This is a genomic window from Cupriavidus oxalaticus, assembly GCF_004768545.1.
Lineage (GTDB): Bacteria > Pseudomonadota > Gammaproteobacteria > Burkholderiales > Burkholderiaceae > Cupriavidus > Cupriavidus oxalaticus_A.
Map to the genome: position 1 here is coordinate 580,450 of NZ_CP038636.1, position 22,002 is coordinate 602,451.

Here is a 22,002-nt window from a genome sequence, read left to right on the forward strand (position 1 = left end):
TTTGCCTTACACCATCGGCAGCTGCCGCACCGGTTTGCCGGTGAGCTGGGCGACGGCGTGTGCCACAGCCGGCCCGATCGGCGGCACGGCAATTTCACCGACGCCGCTGGGCTCTGCCGTGCTGGGCACGAGGTGGGTTTCGATCACCGGTGACTCCGCCATCTTCAGCACGGGATAGTCGGGGAAGTTGCTCTGCACGACCTGCCCGTCCTTGATCTGGACCTGGCCGTACAGCGCCGCAGTTAGCCCGAAGATGATCCCGCTTTCCATCTGCTGGGCAACGATGTCCGGGTTGACCACCGTGCCGCAGTCCGCGGCACAGACAACGCGATGCACGCGCGGCTTTCCGTCCTTGAGGGACACCTCTGCCACCTGTGCCACCACCGAGCCGAACGAGTTGTGCAGCGCAAGCCCGCGCGCACGGGGCGCGCCGTCGGCGGCCGGTGCCAGCGGCTGGTTCCAGCCTGCCGCCTGCGCTACGGTGTCGAGCACCTTCAGCTCGCGCGGATGCGCCCTGAGCAGGTCGCGCCGCATCGCCAGCGGATCGAGTCTGGCGGCGGCCGCCACGTCGTTCAGAAAGCCTTCCAGGAAGAACCCGGTGTAGGAGTGGCCGACGCTGCGCCAGAACCCGATCGGCACGGGCAAATCGACCACCACGTGCGCAATGTGCTCGTGCGCGATTTCGTACGGCAGGTCGAACAGGCCCTCGGCTGTATAGCGGTCGATGCCGAGCGACGGCGCGCCGAACAGGCGCTCCAGCTCGCCGGCCAGGATCGACTGCCCGGCACTGCGCGAGGCGATGGCCGTCACCTTGCCGTTCTCGACGCGGGCCTTTAGCCGTGCGATGGCCTGCGGGCGATAGAAGTCGTGGCGAATGTCGTCCTCACGCGACCAGATCACCTGTACCGGGCGGCCCTCGGTCCTGGTGGCGATCGACACGGTCTGGCCGATGAAGTCCGACTCCAGCCGCCGTCCGAAGCCACCGCCTATGAGAGGGATGTCGATATGCACCTGGTCCCGGCTCACGCCTGCCGCACGCGCGGCGACCAGTTGCGCCAGCGTGGCCACCTGGGTGGGCGCCCAGAGCTGCACGCGATCCCTGGTCACCTGCGCCGTGCAGTTGATCGGCTCCAGGGCTGCATGCGCCAGGTACGGCGCACTGTATTCCGCCTCGACGATGGTTGCGCCCTGCGTCTGGTCAAAGGCCTTCAGGCCATCGCCCATCGAACGGTAGGTGAATCCTTTCTTATTGCTGTCGAGCGCGTCGACGAGCTGTTGCCGGATGCCGGCGGAATCGAGCGTGGCATGCGGCCCGTTGTCCCAGACCGGTTCGAGCGTCCCCAGGGCCTGCCATGCCTGCCAGTAATGGTCGGCCACCACGGCCACCCCCGGTGCGCCGCCCGCCGAAGCTTCGAACGGCACGACATACCGCACGCCGGGCATGGCAAGCGCCGCCTTCGGCTGGAAGGTCTTGAGCTTGCCGCCAAACACCGGACACATCAGGACCGCCGCGTACAACATGCCGGGCGGCCGCGCATCGATGGCAAAGCGGGCGCTGCCATCCGTCTTGCTGGCGATGTCGTTGCGCGGTGCAGGCTTGCCAATCAGCCGGAATTGCGAAGCTGGCTTGAGCGTGACGTTCGATGGCGGCGCAATGTCGCGCGCCTTCTGCGCGACCGCGGAGAAAGGCATCTGCCTGCCGCCCGGGCCAATGAGCAGGCCTTCTCGCACCGTCACCAGTGCCGCCTGCACACCCCATTCGCGCGCAGCAGCTTCCACTAGCGTGGCGCGCGCGGTTGCGGCAGCCTCGCGCACTGGCTGCCAGCCGTCGGCTACGCTGCTGCTGCCGCCGGTGATGATGAGGCCGATCTCCCGCGCGCTCTTGGCCATGATCCAATGTAGCGCGCGCGCCCAGGTCTTGTCGGCATCGTCAGGATGCAGCGGCAGCGAGCTGTCACCCATGATGACGACATTGCCGTAGATGCGCTCGATCGGCGAAGACTCGATGCTCACCCGTGCCAGCGGAATATCGAGCTCTTCGGCGGCCAGCATCGACAGCGCGGTGTGGATGCCCTGCCCCATCTCCACCCGCGGCATGGCGAGGATGACGTTGCCTTCCGGCGTGATCTTGATCCAGCCGTTCAGCGCAATCTGGCCGGACGTTTCAGGAAAAACTGCGGGACCGCCAAGCCGGCTGCGCGGGGGCATCACACCCCACCCCACCACCAACGCGCCGCCAAGGCCGAGCGCCCCCAGCAGGAATCGGCGTCTTCCGCGGCGCGGCGTCGTTGCGTTGGCGTTCATGCGCGGCCCTCCCGCAACGCCTGCGCTGCACGCTTGATGGCGGACCGCACACGCGGATACGTGCCACAGCGACACAGATTGGTGATGGCCGCGTCGATGTCGGCATCGCGCGGGTCTGGCTGCCGGGCCAGCAGGTCCGCCGCCGCCATCAGCATGCCCGACTGGCAGTAGCCGCATTGCGGCACCTGCTCGTCAATCCAGGCCTGCTGCAGCGCGTGCCGCTTGCCCGGCACGTCGGCCAGCCCTTCGATCGTGGTGATGCGCTTGCCGGCCACCGCCGACACGGGCAGGACGCAGGATCGCACCGCCACGCCATCCAGATGCACGGTACACGCGCCGCAAGCCGCGACGCCGCAGCCGAACTTCGTGCCTGTCAGGTTCAGGTGGTCCCGCAGCACCCACAGCAAGGGTGTGGCCGGATCGCATTCGACGTTGACTGGCCGGTGGTTGACGTCCAGATTCATGTGTTACCTCCTTGCACTTACCGAAATTCATGCTGGCTTGTCGCGCATGCCAAGCGCTTTGGCCGCGCTGTTGCACAGACCATCGACGGTCCATTAGCCAGTCCTGACCGACCGGCGGCGCCGGCTTGCCTTGCGAAGGGTAGTGACATCGCCGGTCGCCAGGGCTGGGCTTTCCAATTCCCCTGATCGTATCCACGACAACAACTCCTCGCATTGGTGGCGCAGTCAATTTCCTCAGGTTTCGCCTCGATCTCCGCCAAAAGTGCGACAAGGTGCGCCTCGCTCTGCGCAAGCCGCACCTCCAGCGCCTCGATGTCCTCCACCTTGCTGCGGAGCGTTTCAATCAACGAGCCATGCTTCCACTGCGCCAGGTCGAGCGGTACCAGCATACGAATCTCGTCGAGACTAAAACCGGCCTACTGCGCAGTCGCGATCAGGTCGAGCAGCAGCACCGCCTGAGGTGGATAGGTCCTGTAACGGACTTTCGATAGCCCGCGATGCCAGTCGCATCATCGGCCGATTCGGCCATTGATAAGGGAGATGCCGGATGGGCGAGAAGAGTCGGACACGGACGCGGACAAGTAGCTTCGCACAGCCCAGAGAAATGCACGCCAGAGAGGATCGTGAGATGCCCTCCGGGCATTCCTATTGGGCTGTAGCGCCGCTGTCCTTGACCAGTGCACCAAGGGCCGTTCCTGCCTTGGACAAGCGGCGGCTGTGCTCATCTGGCGAACCGGGTGCTGGAACCAACGCCTGCTCATTTAGTGTTTGTTGGACCTCTGGCATAGCGAGGACGCTATTGACTGCCGCGTTCAACCGCGTCACGCGATCGCTGGGAACGCCAGCCGGCGCGTAGAGGCCCAGGAAATCTGTCAATTCCAGTCCATCTATACCGGCCTGACTGAACGAGGGTACGCCCGGCAGGAGGGGGCTGGCCGCAGACATGGAAATGATCCGCAGCTTGCCGGCGCGATGGTATAGGATCAGGTCAGAAACGCCGGAGACCGCCACCGAAACCTGGCCGCCGATCAGGTCCTGCACGAGAGGGGCGGCGCCGCGATAAGGAACCGGGACGGCGTCTGCGCGTAGCAGCTTTGCAATGCGGGCAGCGGCAAACTCCGGAGCGCTCGCCGGCGCCGGCACACCGATGGCGCGCTGCAATGGATGCTCTGCGAACCAGCGCTTAAGGTCCTGGACCGAACCGACCTGAGTACCGGGAAAGACCGCGAGCGCCAGTTCGAATGTGGCGATCGTTCCGACCGGTTTGAAGTCGGTAGTCGCGGAAAATCCTGGCTTTCGCACAGTCAGTGGTACGGTGATCATGGTGTGCGTGTTACTCAGGAGCAGTACCGATCCGTCGGCTGGTGCTCCCTTTACATGCTGGGCGGCGATCTGTCCGCCGGCACCGGGACGGTTCTCGACGATCACGGTTTGTCCCAGCACGGTGCCTAGCCGTGGCGCGATGACTCGTGCCGCCACGTCGGCGGAACCGCCTGGCGGATAGCCCACGACGAGCCGAAGCGTTGCACCGCCATCCGCATGAGCCAACGATGCAACCAGCGCAGCCGCGCAAGCCAGGATTCCGGCTAGGCGCGTCTTGCCCGGACGAATTTGAAGAGCAATGGTCATGGTATTCCTCAAGCTGTGAGTGCCCGGAGCGTTCCGGTCCGGCGTGCGTTAGCTCAAAGTGCGGGTCAGTTCCGCACGCCGTTTTGTCAGAAACGAGCGGCGTGCTTCGACGAAGGGCTTGAGCGCCGCCTTTGCCGAATCGAGGATATCCGCAGGCGCCTTGGCAGGCGATCCGCAATCGAATGGCGGCTGCGGATCGTACTCCGCAAACAACTGGATGCTTTTGGCAAGCGATGCCCCGCCGGCAAGTGAAATGGCCTCCAGGGCGCAGTCGATGCCGGAAGTCACGCCGGCTCCGGTGATCCGGTTCCGGTCCACGACCACTCGCGCATCCACAGGTATCGCATTGACAAGTTCAAGCAGTTCGTGTGATCCCCAGTGGCAGGTCGCCCGATAGCCATCCAGCAAGCCGGCTGCGCCGAGCAGCAGCGGACCGGTGCAAATGCCCACGACCCATCTGGCAGTCCGCCCGCGCGTGGCGAGAAAGTCCAAGATCTCCACATCATCGAGGAGACCGATGAGGCCCGGCCCGCCCGGTACCATGATCATGTCCAAGTCACCACAATCCCGGAGCGCGGTGGTCGCCGAGAACTGCCAACCCAGTTCGGTGGCAATCGTGTCCGTGTGCTTCCACAGCAGTTGGAGCTGGACCCCCGGCATGCGGGCCAGGAGATCCGCGGGTGCGACGTAGTCGGTGGCAGTGATATCTGGAAAAACCAGCATGCCGATCTTCATGGGAACCTTCCTTGTTGTGAGTGCCGATAGCCGAACTCTATAATTCCGAACGATGTCTGGAATGACAAACTCCCCACGAAAGCTGCCAAATGGCCTCATCTCCCAAACGTGTTTGCCTGATTCTTTTCAATGGCTTTCAGATACTGGACGTCTGCGGGCCTATGCAGGTGTTCTCGTCGACCAACGAGCTCCTCGCGCGGCGTGGCCGTGAGCGAGCGTATGACATCGAGCTTTGTGGTGCACCGGGTGGACTAATCGCCAGCTCATGTGGCGCTCGGATGGAAGCTCGAGATCTTACTCAGGCACGTAGCCCCATTCACACCATCTTGATTCCCGGGGGGCCGGGCGTGTGGGAAGGTGCTGCACACGGTACGCTGGTGAAATGGCTCAGCGCTGCGGCGAAGCGTGCGTCGCGCGTGGCATCTGTTTGCACCGGGGCATTTGTCCTTGCCAGGACCGGCTTGCTTGATGGTCGCCAGGCGGTCACGCATTGGGATCTCTGCGAACGCTTGTCCGCGGAGTTTCCCGGGATTGCCATTCAGCCGGACGCCATCTATTGTCGCCAGGATCGCATCTGGACTTCGGCCGGGGTGACCGCGGGCATCGACATGGCACTGGCAATGGTAGAGGAAGACCTCGACCGCGAAGTCGCGATGGCCGTCGCCAAGACCCTGGTCGTGTTTTACAAGCGGCCTGGCGGGCAATCCCAGTTCAGTAGTGCCCTGCTCGAACAGAGCTCTCCGGATGCCCGCATCGAAACCTTGCACCGATGGGTGGGAGCGCACCTGCGAGAGCGCCTTGACGTCGCAACTCTTGCCGAACGGCTATCCATGACGCCAAGGACCTTTGCCCGCTTCTACCAGGCGCAAACCAAGCTGACTCCCGCACGCGCGATCGAGAAAATCCGCCTGGAGCATGCTTGCCGACTCATCGAAACTAGAAGCCAAAGTATGAAGATGATCGCACAGGTCTGCGGCTTCTCGTCGGAAGAGGTGATGCGGCGGGCATTCCTCAGAATTCTGCGAGTCTCGCCAGCCGACTATCGAGAGCGATTCTTTACAGCCTAGGGCCGGGCAATGACAGCGTCCGCCGACGAACCGCCGGAGTGAATGTTTGCGCTGATGGCCGTTGGACCGGATGGCTGCCGTCGAGGCGCATAGGCATGCCGCTGCCAGTGCGGCGAGGCCTTGCGTAGCAGGAGCGCCTGCGCCGGATCGTTATCTGCCGGGCTGGCCGCGACCGCTGCCAGCAGGGTCTTGGGTTTCCGGTACAGGCCCGCCGCCTGCATGGCCTCGCCCTTGTTGCCGTGGATTAGCGGCAGCGCCTCATGCGCCGGCGGTTCCGCCGGTAGGCCTCCCGCGAGCCGGTAGGCGCGCACGATGGCTACGCACACAGCCGGCAGCGGAATGGCGCGCCGTTGAGATTGTCTACGCCGCCGGCTGGTGCGCGGCGTCGCCCACTAGGCGTGCCGTCAGCCTCTTACGCTGCTGGCGGTAGTGCTCGGGCGTGGTGCCGCGCAGCCGAAGGAAGGTACGGCGCAGGTTCTGTTCGTCGCCGAATCCGCATCTGCGCGCCACCTGCTTCAGGCTGGTGCCGGCATCGTTCAACGCGCGCAGCGCCGCTTCTACGCGCATGGCTTCCACGGCCTTGGCCGGCGTACGGCCGGTCTGCTCGGTGTAGCGGCGGGCGAAGGTGCGGGGGGTCATGCCCGCTTGTTCGGCGAGCACGTCCACCCGCAAGTTCTCGTCGAGGTGGTCCATGATCCAGGCGTGCAGGCGGCTGAACTGCCGGTCCGAGGCGGCCTGGCTGGAGAGCGCGGCGGACACCTGTGCCTGCTCCCCCGGGCGCTTGACGAACAATAGCAGCGAGCGCGCGACGGCCATGGCGGTGGCGTGGCCTTGGTCATCCTCCAGCAGTGCCAGGCCGAGATCCAGGCCCGCGGTGAAACCGCCCGAGGTCCAGAGCCCGCCATCGTGCAGATAGACGCGGTCGGGCTCGACTCTCAGCTGCGGGTAGGCCGTCTTCAACGCCTCGGTCGCCTGCCAGTGGGTGGTCACCCGACGGTGGCCGATCAACCCGGCCTCGGCCAGCAGGAAGGTTCCGGTGCAAATGCCGCACAGGCGCCGCGCCTGCCGCCCCTCGCTAGCAAGCCACGCGACGACGTCCCGCGGCACCGGTGGCTGCTCCGGCGGGCCGCCACCGGGCACCATCAGCGTTTCGATGGACGCAGGGTCGATCGCCGACAGCGGCGTGGTGGCGATGGTTATGCCCGAGAAGCTCGTGATCGGCCGACCGTGCACCGAGGCGACCACGACCCGGTAGACGCAATTGTGCGGGCCTTGGTGGAACCTCGTGGCCACGGAGAAGACGTCGGCAGCGCCGCAGACATCCGAGGCGGTAACTTCGTCGAAGGCGAGGATGACCACGGTGCGCGGTGATTCCGCTTCCGCGGTCGGCTGACGGGCAGCTGGAAAGGGCAGGGTCATGGTAGCGGACCGTTTTGGGGATCAAGAGGGGCCGAGACCGAAGCGCCATGGTCTTGGCAGGATTTGACTGCCTTTTGTCCCAAGCGTGAATGGTGGGCTACTTATTCTACCGACACTCATTCTTTCAATGAACACAGGAGACTTGCCGTGGAGCACATCTTCATCGAACTCTGGAAGTTCAAGGACAACTGGAAGAACGCCGGCGTCGATGTTCGCGCCAAATATGTCGAGAACCTGCTGCCGTCCGTGCAGGCCATCCTCGCTGCGGGTGTCGAGATAGTCGCTTGGGGCTACAACGATCCCAGCGTGGACCGCCGTGCTAACTACGACGCCTTTGGTGTCTACCGCATGCCCAACCGGGCGCTGTTTGAGGAGTTCCAGAAGGCCGTCGCCGGTTCCGGCTGGTACAACTACTTCGAGCATGTCAACGCCGGCGGCACGCCGGTGGCCCCGCAGGACATGCTCGGCCAGCACATCCAGCTCGTTATGCCCGACGCTGCCTCGCGCTCCGGCAACTGATCGCCGACCCACCAGAGACCCAGCATGAAAATCCTCGCTGCACTGTTCCCAGGCTTCACCGCTATCGACCTGATCGGTCCTACTAACACATGGATGTTCATCCCAGACGTCCAGATCCAACTGGCGGCGGCCAAGGCCGGCCCGGTGACCACCGACATCGGCCTGACGGTGAACGCCACGCACGACTTCGACAACTGCTTCCAGGAGCCCGACGTGCTCCTGGTGCCCGGTGGCGCGCGTGGAGTGTTCGACGCGCTGCAGGACGACCGCTTCATTGACCAGGTGGCGCGCCTGGGGGCCAAGGCCGGCTGGGTGACCAGCGTGTGCAACGGCTCGCTGCTGCTGGGCGCCGCCGGCCTGTTGAAGGGCTACAGGGCCGGCTGTTACTGGTACTCGCGCGACTACCTGCTCAAGTTCGGCGCCGAGCCGGTCAATGAGCGCATCGTGATCGACCGCAACCGCGCCACTGGCGGCGGCATGACTGCCGGAATCGACTTCGCCCTCGGTATGATTGGTCACTGGGCCGGCGACTTCTCCGGGCAGCTTACCCAGCTGTGCATGGAGTACGCGCCGAAGCCTCCGTACAACACAGGCCTGCCCGAATTTGCACCGCCGGAGGTTCTGGCGAAGGCCAACGAGATGCTGGCCAAGGAAATGCCTAACGTTGTTGTCGACGAGACCGCCAAGCGCCGCGGCTTCATCGCCTGACGTCGTAGGTACAAGCGACGTGGCGGCTACGCAGCGGCCACGTACCTCAACGCAAACAAGCGCCACGTCCTCAGCCTGAAGCGCTTGCGGCAGTTGCGGAAATGGCGTTGGTCGCGAAAGCTGCAGGCCTGCGGGACGGCGATCACCTTGTTGGCCTCGTTCCGCGGGCTGCAGCCGACATTCCAAGCTTTGCGCGCTGACCGACATGCCAGTGCGCTCCAAGAGCGCAACCAGTGTGACGACGGCGAAGCCTAGAGGGCCGCCACCAAAGCGGCCGGCAGCCGGGGCGCCGAGGTTTAGCTCGATCTCGGCGCTCGCCCGCTCCAGCCGCGATAGACGGGGCTCGATGACCGGCCTGAGCCTCGACAGTCCCAACATCTCCACCGAGGCCGAAAGGAGCGTGACTTGCACGACGATCAGGTACTTGCCGCGCAGCGCGCACTTCGGCGCACCCTGTTCGACGGGGGCGACGCCATTCCATGGGCGGCCGCGCGCGACCTCGCGGCGCGGCTTCTGCTGTACTTGGAGGATCCGCGTGCCTGCTGGCAGCTGACGGTGGACTGGCTGCGCGAGCAGTTGGATGCCGATCGCGTGGACGGTGGCTTCGGCGGCTACATGCTGTCTGCCAGCGAGCGCAGGGACTACACACCACTGGCCGAATCGCAGCGGCAGTCACTGGTCCTGCACAGCGTGCTGGGCAACTGTTTCGACGCCGGCGACCCCAGCATCTGCACCGTTTGGCACCGTCGCGGGCCGACGGCGTTTGCCGACGTATCGCAGCAGCGCGAGATGACGCCCGCCATGCGGCGCGACCTGCTCCACGCCGGCACCGCAGCAAAGATCGCGCTGCCGCTGTACGATGGGCCGCGACCGGTGGGGCTGCTGTGCGCTGACTGGCACCGTGCCGAGCCGCGCTGGAACGCCGAGGTATGCAACCAGATTGGCCTGCTTGGCAGCACGCTGCTGGGACCGGTGCTGGCTATTTCGTCGCACCTCTCGGCGTTGGACGGCGAGGCGGCACCCGCCGCTGCCCTGCATGATCTCGAGAAACTCACCCCCGCCGAGCGTCGGGTGGCCGAGCTGGTGGCCGAAGGCCTGAGCTACAAGGAAGTGGCACGGCAACTCGGTCGGTCACTGTCCACCGTCGACCACCACCTGCGCAGCATCCGACAGAAGCTGGATGTCGGCTCCACCGCCCGGCTGGTACGGCTGCTTGCCGGGCGGCAGAGCACAAAGGCGCCGGCATGAAGGCGTGGGCGCCATGAACATGAAAAGCCGCACCGCAGGCGAGCCCCGACGGCGTTCTCGTTTTCCTCCTGCCGCTTTGTCGAGGGCGTGAGCAATCGGCACGCGCCTGGTGCCTACGCGCTTCGAACATACCGACCTGGCCGCGGCGCCCTGTAACGCATCCATGCCGAGCCGCATGCCTGCAGCGCCGCTCGTACCACAGCGTCGACGGTCGAGGGCGAGGCAGAAGGTCGGCGCACGGGTCATCGCGGTGTGCAGTCGATGCCCATGTGACGCGGCCTGCGGCCTGCCGCTTGCCACAGCAAAGGCTCTCGATGGCGGTCAACTGTGCCGAGCGCTGTTTCCATGATTTTCCGGAAACCTAACACCGGTTGTAGTGCCGCGACGGGTAGCTACCCGGCTTAGGGTGACGCCGGATGCGAATGCTCGCGATGCCGGTGAGTCGCCGTTGACCCATACTCGCAGCCAGGCCACAACTTCAAGATATGACCATGCGGACCTTCTCAAACTTCGTAAACGGGCGCCCGGTGGACGCCCGGTCCACCTTCGAATCCAAGAACCCCGCGAACGGCGAAACGCTTGGCCTAGTGCCGCACAGCACTCGCGAGCAGGCCGACGCCGCGGTCGCGGCAGCGCGCGAGGCTCAGCCCGCCTGGGCGGCGCGTAGCGATGCCGACCGCCAAGCAGTGCTGATCAAGGTGGCCGACAAACTGCGCGACAACGCCGAGCTGCTGGCCACTTGGATCACCCGCGAACAGGGGAAGCCGCTCGGCGGCGTCGGCCCGGAACAGGTGCCGGGCGCCCGCTTCGAGGCCTGGGCCTGCGAAGCGTGGACCCGCGTGCCGGCCAGCCTGGAGCTACCGCCCGAGGTGGTGTTCGAGGACGAAACCCGCCGAGACGAGGTGCACCGCAAACCGCTGGGTGTGATCGCCGCCATCGCTCCTTGGAACTGGCCGTTGATGATCGCCATCTGGCAGATCGTGCCCTCGCTGCGTGCCGGGAACGCAGTGGTCATTAAGCCGTCGGAGTACACCAGTATTGGCACGCTGGAGATGGTGCGCTTGATGAACGAGGTGCTGCCGCCGGGGGTGCTGAACACCGTCACCGGCGCCGGCGAGGTGGGGGCCTGGCTGGTCGACAACCCGGGAGTGAACAAGGTGATGTTCACCGGCTCGGGTGCCACCGGCGCCAAGATCACCGCCGCCGCGTCCAAGCACCTGACGCCCACTACGCTGGAGCTGGGCGGCAACGACCCGGCCATCGTGCTGCCGGGGGCGCCCATCAAGGCCATGGCGATGAACCTCTTCTGGAGTGCCTTCCTCAACCAGGGCCAGACCTGCGCCTGCATCAAGCGGCTGTACGTGCACGAGAGCCAGCACGACGCCCTGGTGGCCGAGCTGGCGCAGTTGGCTCTGGCCATGCCAATGGGCGACGGCATGCAACCCGATATCGCGATGGGCCCGGTGCAGAACCGCATGCAGTTCGACAAGGTGTCGCGTCTGGTGGACCGTGCGCGCAGCGACGGCGCCACCATCGTCTGTGGCGGCGAGCCGATGCCGGGTCCCGGCCTTTTCTACCCGCTGACGCTTGTGACTGACATTACCGACGGCGCGCCGCTGGTCGATGAGGAGCAATTCGGCCCCGCACTGCCCATCATCCGCTACCGCGATATCGACGACGCGATCGCCCGCGCCAACCGCGGCGATGCCGGCCTCGGCGCGTCGGTGTGGACGTCCGATGTGAAGCAGGCCAAGGCAATCGCGCAGCGACTTGAGGCTGGCTCCGTGTGGATCAATCACCACGGAGCCGTTCATCCGATGGTGCCATTCGGTGGTGCCAAGCGCTCCGGCTGGGGCGTCGAATTCGGAATCGAAGGCCTTAAGGCGCTGACCCGCCCGCATGTAATCAGCGTCAAGAAGTGAAGATGGAAGGTCGCCCCACGACCGAGTGGAGAGACTCTCGTGACCCGATCTCCCCTGACGCTGGGTTGCCCGCCGGCCACCTGCCTGCTGGCCATGGGACTGGTATCGCCAGGCATGGCTACGCCGGCCGTTGCAGTACCCGACACCGTGCTCGACCGCAACAAGAGCTACGTCAAGGCCGGGCAAGGTGCTGCTCCTAGACGGCCCGTCGGGCGGCGGCACGGTGTGTGACTCGATCGCGCACGCCCCCCGGGGCCGGATCTCGTCTACGTTGGCGTGAGCAACGACTCGCCCCGGATTACAAGTTCCGCAGCCAGGGCAGGAAAGGGGGACGACCTGTTTGAACGCGGGACGCCCGGGACAGTGAAGTCGCATCGCACTGGGCCATTTGCAGCGGAATTGCTTTCAGCTCGCACATGAATAGGAGGACCATGAACTTTCTCGCGCGTACTGATGCGCCCCGCAGCGACCGTCGCTCGCATTATGCGCCCGCCTGCGGCTGCTGCATGGCGCCGTCGCAGTTTCTCGAAATGGTCGAGACCTACGCTCACCACGCCGGCCAGGACTTGCACTGGACGACGCCGCGTCGGCTGGTGCAGCCCTTCCACTGGACCTGTGCGTCGCAAGGCCTGCAGGATGCGGTGTTACAGGGCAGCCTCGATGCCGCATCTGCATCCGTGCTGACATCCGCGGCAGCGCAGCCGTCGGCCGCCGCACCCGCCATTAGACGCCGGCCGGCGCTACAGAGAGTCTGCACTGGCATCGACAAGGCCTTGCTGAACGGTAAGATCTTCACATCAGACGCGCGCCAACTGTGGTGCGAGGCGCTGGCTATCCAGGACGGCCGCATTGCCTATGTTGGCTCGGTGACGGAGATCGAAGCGCTGTGTGGTCCGGGTACCGAGGTCTTTGATCTCGGCGGCCGCGTGGTGATCCCAGGCTTCAACGATGCGCACATGCACCATACACCCGACCCTGTGGGCGTACGACTGCCTATAGATCCGGTGGCAGACCCGTCGTTCGAGGAGGTGGGGAGAATGATCCGCGAGGCTGTTGCTGCCACGCCGCCCGGCACCTGGATCTACGGCGTGATGGGCATCGAACTCATCAACGACCGCAGAGTGGATCGCGTCGCGTTGGACAACTTCGCGCCCGAACATCCACTGATCCTGCTGGGGCTGACCAACCACACCAACGTGATCAACACGCCCGCGATCGTGCGGCTGGGCATCGAGGAGGAAGCGCCCGATCCTCTGGGCGGCTACTTCGAACGCCTGCCGGGCACGCGACGCGTGTCGGGCCGCATCCACGAGTACGCGCAGTGGGCGCCGCAACGCTGCTTCGCCTCCATGGCCACCGTGGAGCAAGGCGCGGCCAGCATCCGCGCCCTGGCAGCCGACTGCTTGCAGTTCGGCATCACCACCGTCCAGAACATGTCGTGGACGCCGACGGCGCGTTACGTCGAGATGCTGCAGGCCGCTGATGCGCCCATCCGCATCCGGCTGATCCGCTTTCCGCCGGCCGGACCCGAGGGGCGAGTGCTGCATGAGGGCGTCGGCCTGACGCCGTCCATCGGAAAACGCTTTGGCGTCAGCGGCACCAAGTGGATCCTCGACGGCACCAGCGTGGAACGCGCCGCCGCGATGGGCCGGTCTTACGCCGACGATCCTTCCACCGAGGGTCGCGAGAACTTTAGCCTAGCCGAAGTGCGCGAGATGATGCGCGAGAGCCTGCGCGCCGACGACCAGTTGCTATTGCATGCTATCGGACCGAAGGCCGTGGAGAACGTCATCCGCGCCGCCGAGTCGCTACCCGATATCGACTGGGCCGCGCGCGGCCTTCGCATGGAGCATGGGGATGGGCTCGATGCCGAACAGATCGAGCGTGCGCGCAACATCGGCCTAATGGTCGTGCAAAACCCGACCCACTTCCTTTTCCCGCAGATCTACGGGCCGCGCTTCGGTGCCGGCACGCGTTTCGCGAGCTTCCGCACCTTAATGGACAAGGGCCTGGCCGTGGGCATTGGCTCAGACGGCCCGGTCAATCCCTTTCTCGGTCTAATGGCCGCGCTCATCCATCCCGCCCGCCCGGAAGAGGGAAGCAGCATGGAGCAGGCGGTCATCGCCTACACGCTGGGCAGCGCGCAGGCCGAACAGCAGGCCGACCGCAAGGGCATGCTGGCCCCCGGCTACCTGGCCGACTTGGCGGTGCTGTCGCAGGACATCTTCAGCGTAGCGGCCGACGCGCTGCCTGCCACCCGCAGCCTGCTGACGCTGGTCGAAGGCGAGACAGTTTACGAGGCCACCGAGTAGACCAAGCCCATTTTTACTTCACTCCTTCGATAGAGTCATGACCACAAAAACAGCCTTCTTCCACGACGAGCGCACCCTCTGGCACGCCCCGGGCAACCTGTATGCACTGATCTCGCCGATCGGTCATTCGGTGCAGCCAATGTCCGGCTTCGGTTACGTGGACTCGCCAGACAGCAAGCGCCGGCTGGTGTCGCTGCTCGACGTCTCGGGTCTAAGCGACCTGATGGATGTACGCCGTGCTCCAATGGTTAGCGAGGACGATCTGCTGCGCGTGCACGACCAAGACTATCTGCGCCGCTTCAAGGCGGGCAGCGAGGCCGGCGGCGGTGACATGGGGCAGTTGGCCGCATACGGCCCGGGCGGCTACGACATCGCGCGCGTTTCAGCAGGCCTTGCGCTGGCCGCGGTGGAGACTGTGCTGCTGGGCTACCACACGACAGCCTATGCGATGACGCGGCCTTGCGGCCACCATGCCACGCGCAACTTCGGCCTCGGCTTCTGTTTGTTCAACAATATCGCGGTGGCCATCGAGGCGATGAAGGCGCGCCGCGGCCTTGGCCGCGTGGTCGTGCTCGACTGGGACGTTCACCACGGCAACGGCACGCAGGAGATCTTCTATGAGCGCGACGACGTACTCACCATTTCACTGCACCAGGAGCACTGCTTCCCGCCCGGCTACAGCGGTGCGGAGGACCGCGGCGCCGGCAAGGGCCTAGGTTACAACATGAACATTCCGCTGCAGCCCGGCGGCGGCCTGGCCTCGTATGCCTATGCCTTTGACCGCATGGTGGTACCGGCCATTGACCGCTTCAAGCCGGAGCTAATTATCGTCGCCAGCGGGCTGGACGCCAATGCGCTGGACCCGCTGTCGCGTATGCAGCTCACGCCGGAGGCCTTCCGCTTCCTTGCTAACCAGGCCAAGCAACTCGCCGCCCGCCATACCGGCGGCAAGCTAGTGGTGGTGCACGAGGGCGGCTACTCCGAGGCCTGTGTGCCCTTCTGCGGCCTTGCGCTGTTGGAGGAACTGACCGGCCATAAGACCCAGGCCGCTGACCCGTTGTCCAGCTTCCTTGCGCTGACCCAGCCCGGTCGCCGTTTCAACGAACTTCAGCACCAGCTGATCGACGAGATGGCTGCGTTGCACGGCCTGTAACGATTCTCTGCCGCGACAACACGGCCAGTGGCCTACGTCGTTTGACTGCTCGACGCATCACTGTGCTTCTCGGGTGAGAAGCGCCTCCCCAAGCCAAGGAGAGACCCGTCACGGGCCTACTCTCCGGAAGAAACTGATACGCACTTCAAGCGTGCTCGCCAGTTGCGGAGCTTCGCTTCGGTGTATGGATACCCAAAAGCAATCATCCACAAGAGAGAGGATAGATGAAGTCACCACGTAGGATCCTAACCGCCGTCGCTGCGACCGGCGGCCTTGTATCTGGAGCGGCTTATGGCCAGAGCAGGTTGCAATTGTATGGCGCGGTCGATGCCTTCCTGGGATCCGTGCGAGTGAGTGGTGCCCCCCATAGCACTGCTGCCCTTGAAAGCTCCGGCCTGACCACCTCCTATTGGGGAATTTCCGGCCAGGAAGTGCTGGGCAATGGCCTGAACGCAGAGTACACGCTCGAGAGCTTTTTCCGGCCAGATACTGGCAAGGTCGGGCGTTTTGACGGAGACGTCATGTTCGGACGCAATGCCTTCGTGGGGATGAATGGTGGCTTTGGTGCCGTCAAGTTGGGCCGCAACACTACGCCCTGGTTTATCTCGATGATGCTGTTCAATCCGCTGGCGGACTCGGACAGGTTCTCGCCCATGTTCCTCCACACCTATTCCACGCCGCCCGGGTCACCAGTAGGCAATTCGGTGGCAGGTGACACAGCATGGGATAACTCAGTCCTGTACCAGAGCCCAGGTTTCGGCGGATTGCACTTCAATGCCATCTACTCGACCGGCGAGGTCGCAGGCCACCAAGGCAAGCAGAACTACGGCAGCAATGCTACCTATTTCAACGATAAGTTCGGCGCCACGCTGGCCATACAGCGTGTGGGGGTGAATGCACCGGAGTTTGCGGCTTCCGGTGCAACATACCAGATGGCCTATCTCGCGGGCCTTTCCTACGATTTCAAGGTAGTTAAGCTCTTTGGCCAGTATGCGCAATCGGACAATAGTTTTAGCGCTCTAAGCCGCCAGCGTGACAAGACCATGCAGATAGGCGCCAGCGTACCACTGGGTCCGGGCTTGCTGATGGCCGAGTGGGTGCGCACCTGGCAAGGAAACAACGAGGCGCTTGCCTCAAGGCGCCGTGATACCACCACCTTGGCCTATGACTACCCATTTTCCAGGCGCACCGACGCCTACGCTGCCTGGCGCTATGACAAGGTGAGCGACCTTAATCCGGGCAACACCTTCGGCCTAGGCCTGCGCCACAAGTTCTGACCGGGAGCCGAGCCACTCCCTAGACAACATGTATGGACCTGCCGCGCCTCAAGGTACGCGGATTAAGCTTGAGATGCGTGACACCGCGGCTCAGAGCCGCATTGAGGGGGCAGGTCATGAACAAGTTTAGCAAGTACGTGGGCCTGGATGTACATCAGGAAACGATTGCCGTAGCCGTGGCCGACATGGCCGGCGAGGTGAGGTATATGGGCGAGATCGTCAACACACCCGAAGCCATTGCGAAAGTGGTGGCGCGCCTCAAGCGCGGCACAGGCAGGCTGGCGTTCTGCTACGAAGCCGGCCCCTGCGGCTACACAATTTGCCGACAGCTGCGGGAGCTCAAGCAGGATTGCCAAGTCGTAGCGCCGTCGCTGATTCCCAAGAAGCCAGGCCAACGGGTGAAGACCGACCGACGCGATGCCCTAAGTCTCGCGCGCCTGCATCGAGCCGGCGAATTGAGCCCTGTATGCTTCATGTCCTCACGCGCACGAGTCAGATCGCGCAGCGCCTCTTGTGCCTCATCGGGAATCCGTGTTCTGTTCTTGATGGAACTTATATGAGTTCGGCGTCTCGCAATTCCCTATTGCGACACAGCGTGGAGAGAGCGAGTGCGAGTTGCCCCCGAGATCATGTTGACCGACGAGGAGCGATCCAAGTTGACGAGGCTGGTTCGGTCGAAGCTCACGAGCGTGAGGCTGGTGCAAGCGCGCGCGCATTGTGCTGCTGGCCGCCAACGGATTGCAGAACAAGGCGGCCGGCAGCGCCGCGACAGCCAACAAGTGGAGGAAGCCATGGGAGAATTGAAGTCATTGCGATCGATGGTGGACAAATGGCTGGGACCAGCCGAGGCGACTCCACCTCGAGTCGCCTCGGTGGGGCGGCTGCGAGACTGCGGCAGTCGATTCGTATGTGTGGAATCCGATCGCGTCACAGGCACGCTCTCGATCGTATTTTTCAGGCATGGCGACGGGGCCTGGTATGTCTTTCCGCCAGGGACTAACAGGGCGGGACTGGCCGCTATGGTGCGTGAGCCGAGGCGCGAGAGGTAGGGCGCGTGACGCGACCGAGCCCAGGCACGGCATCGCTGGACATCGCGCCGGATGCATCCGGCTTTTTTTGGGGACTCACATGTTTGACGACCAGGATGGGAGCGGCGTCGCCAGTGGCGCGGGCCCGGAGGGCGTCGCCACGGCGCCCTTAGACATCTACACCTGGACTGCAGCCCTGCATGAATACGCACTGAGATCTGGCCTGGTATCCAATGACTATGTGCCGGACTACCACACACTGGAACGCCTGCGGATATATTTCCGCTCTGGCCTGACGCCCAGCGATGCGGCGCGGGCGTGTTTCCTGCCCTGCTAGGGGAGTGTTCTGTTCTTGATGGAACTTAGAGACGGTTTCAAAAAGACCGCTACGCACGCCTGAAGATATTCCAGCAGACGAGGCAACAGCCAAGCTTCAGGAATGCTTCGTGAATATCAGCCAGACGCTCGAAGCGAATGCGAAGACGACGAAATTGTGGAGCCACGCATGAGTGCGTTCGACCACCCAGCGAAACTTGCCAAGACCGCTACCGTGTTCGGTTCGGCGCTTCGCGAGCACTGGCCTGATGCCGCGCTCGCGAAGTCGCTGACGATGCGGTTCGGAATCGTAGCCGCGATCGGCATAGATAACCTTGGGCTTCTGAAGTGGTCGGCCACGCACGCCGCGAATCGGTGGAATCGCGTCAACGAGCGGCAGCAGTTGGGTGACGTCGTTGCGGTTCGCGCCGGTCAGGAGCGCGCAGACGGGGACTCCATTCGCGTCGACGAGGATGTGATGCTTGGAACCTGGTCGCGAGCGATCCGTGGGGTTCGGACCCGTTTTTCGCCCGCCCCAACAGCTCGCACCGACGACGAATCGACGGCCGCACGTGAGAAATCGATTTGGCCGGCCTCGCGCAGTTTCGCGAGCAGCAATTCGTGTAGTCGCACCCATACGCCCGCCTTCTGCCAGTCGCGCAAACGCCGCCAGCAGGTCGGGCCAGAACCGAATCCCAACTTGGTCGACAGGTCGCACCAACGTATCCCGGTCTTGAACACGAACAGGATGCCGTTCAGCGCTGCTCGGTCCGAAATCGGAAAGCGACCGGGATACTTCTTGCGCCGCGGCTTCGGCGGTGGCAGCAAAGGTTCGATCAGTGCCCCACAGTTCGTCGTCAATGACCGGCGCGCCCATCTCCTTGGTCCCAGTTGTTCAGGTGCCAAAGGTTAACAGCTCGCCGAGAAAGTTAACAGGCCTTTTGGGGGTCTTTTTGAAACGGTCTCTTATATGAGTTCGGCGTTTCCAATGCCCTACTGCGACACAGCGTGGAGAGAGCGAGTGCGAGTTGCTCCCGAAATCGTGTTGACCTATGAGGAGCGAACCAAGTTGACGAGGCTGGTTCGGTCGAAGCTCACGAGCGTGAGGCTGGCGCAGCGCGCGCGCATTGTGCTGCTGGCCGCCAACGGATTGCAGAGCAAGGACATCGCCGAGCAGTTGGGAGTCGGACGCGTGCAGGTCTCGCGTTGGCGTGAGCGGTATGCGGAATCGGGGCTGGCCGGTATCGAACGCGACTTGCCGCGCGGCGCGCCGCCGCTGAAGGTGGACACGGCGCGGCTGGTGGAGCTGACCACTCAAACGAAGCCCGTGGCGGCCACGCACTGGAGCACGCGCAAGATGGCCGCCGAGTTGGGCGTGAGCGCCAGCACCGTCATGTGCCATTGGCATGCCCACGGGTTGAAGCCGCACATCGTGCGCGGCTTCAAGGTCTCGCGCGATGCGCGGTTCGTCGAGAAGCTTGAGGACATCGTGGGCCTGTACATGTCGCCACCCAAGCACGCGCTGGTGCTGTGCTGCGACGAGAAGAGCCAGGTGCAGGCGTTGGATCGCACACAGCCCGGGCTGCCGCTGAAGACGGGGCGCGCGGCCACCATGACCCACGATTACAAGCGCAATGGCACGACCACGCTGCTTGGCGCGCTCAACGTGCTCGATGGACAGGTCATTGCCCAGTGCCAGCAGCGCCACCGCCATACTGAGTGGTTGAAGTTCCTGCGCAAGATCGACCGCGAGACGCCCAAGGACAAAACGCTGCATCTGATATCCCGCGATGCAAGACTGGCTGGCCAAGCATCCGCGCTTCAACATGCACTTCACGCCCACCTCAGCGTCATGGCTGAACATGGTCGAGCGGTTCTTTCGCGACATCACGACCGAGCGACTTCGCCGCGGCGTATTCACCAGCGTGCCGGAGCTAGTCGCCGCCATCAGCGAATACTGAGGTAGCCTGATCGAGGCGGACACGCTTGGTCCTTAGATTAAGATCGTGGATCAGGAGTGTGCACAGATGAGCAAGGCAAGACAGACGTACGGGGAAGAGTTTCAGGCAGAGGCCGTGAGACTGGTGCTGGAACAGGGACTGACGCTGCAGTCGGCCGCGCAGCGTCTGGGGATTCCGAAGGGCACGTTGACGAATTGGGTGTCGAAAGCCAAGGCGCCTGGAACAGCAGCGGCACCAGGGGGCGTGACAGTGGCAGAGTTGGCGGCGGAGAATGCGAGGCTGCGCAAGGAGCTGGCCGAGGCGAGGCTGGAGCGCGATATTGTAAAAAAAGCCGCGGCGTACTTCGCCAGGGAATCACTGCCCGGTACGCGTTCGTGAGTCAATGGCGAGAAGTGTATCCGGTGAAGTTGATGTGCCGGGTATTGGGGGTCTCGCGCAGTGGCTACTACGACTGGACACACAGACCTTACGGGCTCAGTCCGGAACAGGAGCGGCTGCGTCTGGCGATCCGGGCAGCCCACAAGCGCACGCGTCAGACGTACGGTACGCGGCGCCTGCAGCGCGAGCTGGCTGGCGATGGATTCGTGGTCGGCCGTGATCGGCTGGCCAGACTGCGCAACGAGATGGGGATTCGGTGTCGGCAAAAGCGTCGATTCGTAGCGACAACTCGCTCGGCTCATAATCTGCCAGTGGCGCCCAACCTACTGGAGCAGAAATTTGAAGCCGACAGGCCAAATGCCGCGTGGGTGACAGACATCACGTATATCGCGACCGATGAGGGTTGGTTGTACCTGGCAGGAATCAAGGACCTGTACACGTGCGAGATCGTGGGCTACGCGATGGGGCCCAGAATGACACAGGAATTGGTGGGCGAGGCGCTGTTCCGGGCGGTGCGCAGCAAGCGGCCACGGCCCGGCCTGATTCATCATTCAGACCGGGGCAGCCAATACTGTGCTCACGGCTATCGCAGGTTGCTAGCGCAGTTCGGCATGCTGGCTTCGATGTCACGCAAGGGAAACTGCTACGACAATGCGCCCATGGAAAGCTTCTGGGGCAGCCTGAAAGCAGAGTTGGTGTACCACCATCGGTATGCCACCCGGCTGGAAGCCATGGCCTCTGTCCGTGAGTACATTGAGATTTTTTACAATCGCCAACGGCGCCATTCGAAGTTGGGGTACCGAACGCCAGGCGAAGTCGCTGCAAGCTACCTCAGTCGACTAGCTGCAGCATGAACCAGACGTGTCCGCGCTGGACAGAACACCTCATACATCGCTCACCACAACACCAACCCCAAACCGTTCATCTGGACCAAGAGCGCTCGCGACATCTTGTAGAAAGTCATTCTCGCCAACCGCCGCTTAAGTTCCAAACAGGATGGAACATTGCACTAGTTGGGAAGCACGTGTTGCAGGAGCGCCGTATCCGCGTCGCGCGATCGTACTTTTGGTAGTGCAATTTGGATCCAAAAATACGCATAGATCCGGCGCTGTCGTCGCTCCCGACAGAGAGCTACCATCGCCAACGCGGGTTCCTGCGACGATCGGCCTCGCGTGAGTGTTGGATCGGACCGCCGCAGGCTCGCAGCGTACCCGACTGGCGTCCGTTCGCACTTGCATCCCGGGCAAGTCACCAAATCCCCCAACACCGCCTGACGTCGTTCCAGACTGAGATATTCCCGACGCGTCGACAATGGCGCCACCTTGGTCGGTCATGTCGCTACGGCAGACGAAGCTACGCAGAATTGCGGCCCCAAACGATCGGCCCGGCAGCTACCAACCAGATGTCGGCCCCATCTTCCCCGAATAGCACCGTCACAGATTCGTTTGCCCGCGTGATGCGATGGACGCATGGGTGCCGCGGACGCGCGCCTGACAGTACTACTGTTCGACGGCCTACCAAGACAGCCTATTGTCCGTCGCCTCGTTACCCAACCCCATGAGA

18 protein-coding genes and 3 pseudogenes are annotated in these 22,002 nt (G+C 63.9%); 13 read left to right on the plus strand and 8 right to left on the minus strand.

Annotation, left to right across the window (positions count from 1 at the left end; all coding sequences use genetic code 11):
- Nucleotides 1-6: 6 nt before the first annotated feature.
- From E0W60_RS30780 to E0W60_RS30800, 5 genes are all read right to left on the minus strand, one after another.
- Nucleotides 7-2,304: a xanthine dehydrogenase family protein molybdopterin-binding subunit gene (locus tag E0W60_RS30780; protein ID WP_135706681.1), complete on the minus strand. Its 2,298-nt coding sequence runs from the start codon at nucleotides 2,302-2,304 to the stop codon at nucleotides 7-9.
- Nucleotides 2,301-2,768, minus strand: a complete 468-nt coding sequence (locus E0W60_RS30785; protein WP_135706682.1) for a (2Fe-2S)-binding protein — start codon at nucleotides 2,766-2,768, stop codon at nucleotides 2,301-2,303. Before E0W60_RS30785 ends, E0W60_RS30780 begins: the two co-directional genes overlap by 4 nt.
- A gap of 17 nt (nucleotides 2,769-2,785) precedes the next feature.
- Nucleotides 2,786-3,157: a hypothetical protein gene (locus E0W60_RS30790; protein ID WP_431189930.1), complete on the minus strand. Its 372-nt coding sequence runs from the start codon at nucleotides 3,155-3,157 to the stop codon at nucleotides 2,786-2,788.
- Nucleotides 3,158-3,413: 256 nt separating this feature from the next.
- A complete protein-coding gene (locus E0W60_RS30795) occupies nucleotides 3,414-4,397 on the minus strand; it encodes a Bug family tripartite tricarboxylate transporter substrate binding protein (RefSeq protein ID WP_135706683.1) in 984 nt (327 codons plus the stop codon).
- Between the two features lie 48 nt (nucleotides 4,398-4,445).
- Nucleotides 4,446-5,132: a DJ-1/PfpI family protein gene (locus E0W60_RS30800; RefSeq protein ID WP_135706684.1), complete on the minus strand. Its 687-nt coding sequence runs from the start codon at nucleotides 5,130-5,132 to the stop codon at nucleotides 4,446-4,448.
- A gap of 89 nt (nucleotides 5,133-5,221) precedes the next feature.
- Here E0W60_RS30800 and E0W60_RS30805 point away from each other — a divergent pair, with 89 nt between their 5' ends.
- On the plus strand, nucleotides 5,222-6,199 hold the full coding sequence (locus E0W60_RS30805; protein ID WP_135706685.1) for a GlxA family transcriptional regulator: 978 nt from the start codon (nucleotides 5,222-5,224) through the stop codon (nucleotides 6,197-6,199).
- On the opposite strand, the gene E0W60_RS30810 is transcribed toward E0W60_RS30805, so the two are convergent.
- Nucleotides 6,196-6,510: a hypothetical protein gene (locus E0W60_RS30810; protein ID WP_240746102.1), complete on the minus strand. Its 315-nt coding sequence runs from the start codon at nucleotides 6,508-6,510 to the stop codon at nucleotides 6,196-6,198. The genes E0W60_RS30805 and E0W60_RS30810 overlap by 4 nt on opposite strands.
- A gap of 49 nt (nucleotides 6,511-6,559) precedes the next feature.
- Nucleotides 6,560-7,618, minus strand: coding sequence for a GlxA family transcriptional regulator (locus E0W60_RS30815; RefSeq protein ID WP_135706686.1), 1,059 nt, complete (start codon nucleotides 7,616-7,618; stop codon nucleotides 6,560-6,562).
- A gap of 147 nt (nucleotides 7,619-7,765) precedes the next feature.
- Between E0W60_RS30815 and E0W60_RS30820 the strand changes: the two genes are divergently transcribed.
- From E0W60_RS30820 to E0W60_RS30870, 10 genes and pseudogenes are all read left to right on the plus strand, one after another.
- A complete protein-coding gene (locus E0W60_RS30820; protein WP_135706687.1) occupies nucleotides 7,766-8,137 on the plus strand; it encodes a DUF6616 family protein in 372 nt (123 codons plus the stop codon).
- Between the two features lie 24 nt (nucleotides 8,138-8,161).
- Nucleotides 8,162-8,845, plus strand: coding sequence for a DJ-1/PfpI family protein (locus E0W60_RS30825; protein ID WP_135706688.1), 684 nt, complete (start codon nucleotides 8,162-8,164; stop codon nucleotides 8,843-8,845).
- 405 nt (nucleotides 8,846-9,250) lie between these two features.
- Complete coding sequence (locus E0W60_RS30830; RefSeq protein WP_135706689.1) at nucleotides 9,251-10,093, plus strand: LuxR C-terminal-related transcriptional regulator; 843 nt, start codon at nucleotides 9,251-9,253, stop codon at nucleotides 10,091-10,093.
- Nucleotides 10,094-10,584: 491 nt separating this feature from the next.
- On the plus strand, nucleotides 10,585-12,015 hold the full coding sequence (locus tag E0W60_RS30835) for an aldehyde dehydrogenase family protein (protein ID WP_135707105.1): 1,431 nt from the start codon (nucleotides 10,585-10,587) through the stop codon (nucleotides 12,013-12,015).
- Between the two features lie 39 nt (nucleotides 12,016-12,054).
- Entirely contained in the window at nucleotides 12,055-12,246 is a 192-nt protein-coding gene (locus tag E0W60_RS30840) for a hypothetical protein (RefSeq protein WP_135706690.1), read from the plus strand.
- A 200-nt stretch (nucleotides 12,247-12,446) separates the two neighbouring features.
- Nucleotides 12,447-14,327: an amidohydrolase gene (locus E0W60_RS30845; RefSeq protein ID WP_167884646.1), complete on the plus strand. Its 1,881-nt coding sequence runs from the start codon at nucleotides 12,447-12,449 to the stop codon at nucleotides 14,325-14,327.
- Nucleotides 14,328-14,364: 37 nt separating this feature from the next.
- Nucleotides 14,365-15,480: a class II histone deacetylase gene (locus tag E0W60_RS30850; RefSeq protein ID WP_135706692.1), complete on the plus strand. Its 1,116-nt coding sequence runs from the start codon at nucleotides 14,365-14,367 to the stop codon at nucleotides 15,478-15,480.
- Nucleotides 15,481-15,704: 224 nt separating this feature from the next.
- On the plus strand, nucleotides 15,705-16,757 hold the full coding sequence (locus tag E0W60_RS30855) for a porin (protein WP_135706693.1): 1,053 nt from the start codon (nucleotides 15,705-15,707) through the stop codon (nucleotides 16,755-16,757).
- A 116-nt stretch (nucleotides 16,758-16,873) separates the two neighbouring features.
- Nucleotides 16,874-17,224, plus strand: a pseudogene (locus tag E0W60_RS30860) (IS110 family transposase); the annotation flags it as partial.
- Nucleotides 17,225-17,885: 661 nt separating this feature from the next.
- Nucleotides 17,886-18,122 carry a hypothetical protein gene (locus tag E0W60_RS30870; RefSeq protein WP_135706694.1) on the plus strand — a complete coding sequence of 79 codons (237 nt, stop codon included), beginning with the start codon at nucleotides 17,886-17,888 and terminating at the stop codon, nucleotides 18,120-18,122.
- A gap of 49 nt (nucleotides 18,123-18,171) precedes the next feature.
- Here the strand turns inward: E0W60_RS30870 and E0W60_RS30875 are convergent.
- Nucleotides 18,172-18,977: pseudogene (locus E0W60_RS30875) on the minus strand (IS5 family transposase).
- Nucleotides 18,978-19,121: 144 nt separating this feature from the next.
- Here E0W60_RS30875 and E0W60_RS30880 point away from each other — a divergent pair.
- Nucleotides 19,122-20,058 (plus strand): annotated as a pseudogene (locus E0W60_RS30880) (IS630 family transposase); the annotation flags it as partial.
- 69 nt (nucleotides 20,059-20,127) lie between these two features.
- Nucleotides 20,128-21,293, plus strand: a protein-coding gene (locus tag E0W60_RS30885) for an IS3 family transposase (protein WP_135706549.1) whose coding sequence is annotated in 2 segments (ribosomal slippage) — nucleotides 20,128-20,392 and nucleotides 20,392-21,293 — 1,167 coding nt in all. Because the reading frame shifts where the segments join, the coding sequence is not laid out codon by codon here.
- The last annotated feature ends 709 nt before the right edge of the window (nucleotides 21,294-22,002 follow it).

Excerpts from the sequence above, each read along its gene's own strand:
- E0W60_RS30795 (WP_135706683.1), bottom strand. The coding sequence starts at position 4,397 with ATGACCATTGCTCTTCAAATTCGTCCGGGCAAGACGCGCCTAGCCGGA.
- E0W60_RS30855 (WP_135706693.1), top strand. The coding sequence starts at position 15,705 with ATGAAGTCACCACGTAGGATCCTAACCGCCGTCGCTGCGACCGGCGGC.
- E0W60_RS30835 (WP_135707105.1), top strand. The coding sequence starts at position 10,585 with ATGCGGACCTTCTCAAACTTCGTAAACGGGCGCCCGGTGGACGCCCGG.
- E0W60_RS30815 (WP_135706686.1), bottom strand. The coding sequence starts at position 7,618 with ATGACCCTGCCCTTTCCAGCTGCCCGTCAGCCGACCGCGGAAGCGGAA.
- E0W60_RS30825 (WP_135706688.1), top strand. The coding sequence starts at position 8,162 with ATGAAAATCCTCGCTGCACTGTTCCCAGGCTTCACCGCTATCGACCTG.
- E0W60_RS30800 (WP_135706684.1), bottom strand. The coding sequence starts at position 5,132 with ATGAAGATCGGCATGCTGGTTTTTCCAGATATCACTGCCACCGACTAC.
- E0W60_RS30845 (WP_167884646.1), top strand. The coding sequence starts at position 12,447 with ATGAACTTTCTCGCGCGTACTGATGCGCCCCGCAGCGACCGTCGCTCG.
- E0W60_RS30870 (WP_135706694.1), top strand. The coding sequence starts at position 17,886 with ATGTTTGACGACCAGGATGGGAGCGGCGTCGCCAGTGGCGCGGGCCCG.
- E0W60_RS30780 (WP_135706681.1), bottom strand. The coding sequence starts at position 2,304 with ATGAACGCCAACGCAACGACGCCGCGCCGCGGAAGACGCCGATTCCTG.
- E0W60_RS30805 (WP_135706685.1), top strand. The coding sequence starts at position 5,222 with ATGGCCTCATCTCCCAAACGTGTTTGCCTGATTCTTTTCAATGGCTTT.
- E0W60_RS30790 (WP_431189930.1), bottom strand. The coding sequence starts at position 3,157 with ATGCTGGTACCGCTCGACCTGGCGCAGTGGAAGCATGGCTCGTTGATT.
- E0W60_RS30785 (WP_135706682.1), bottom strand. The coding sequence starts at position 2,768 with ATGAATCTGGACGTCAACCACCGGCCAGTCAACGTCGAATGCGATCCG.
- E0W60_RS30850 (WP_135706692.1), top strand. The coding sequence starts at position 14,365 with ATGACCACAAAAACAGCCTTCTTCCACGACGAGCGCACCCTCTGGCAC.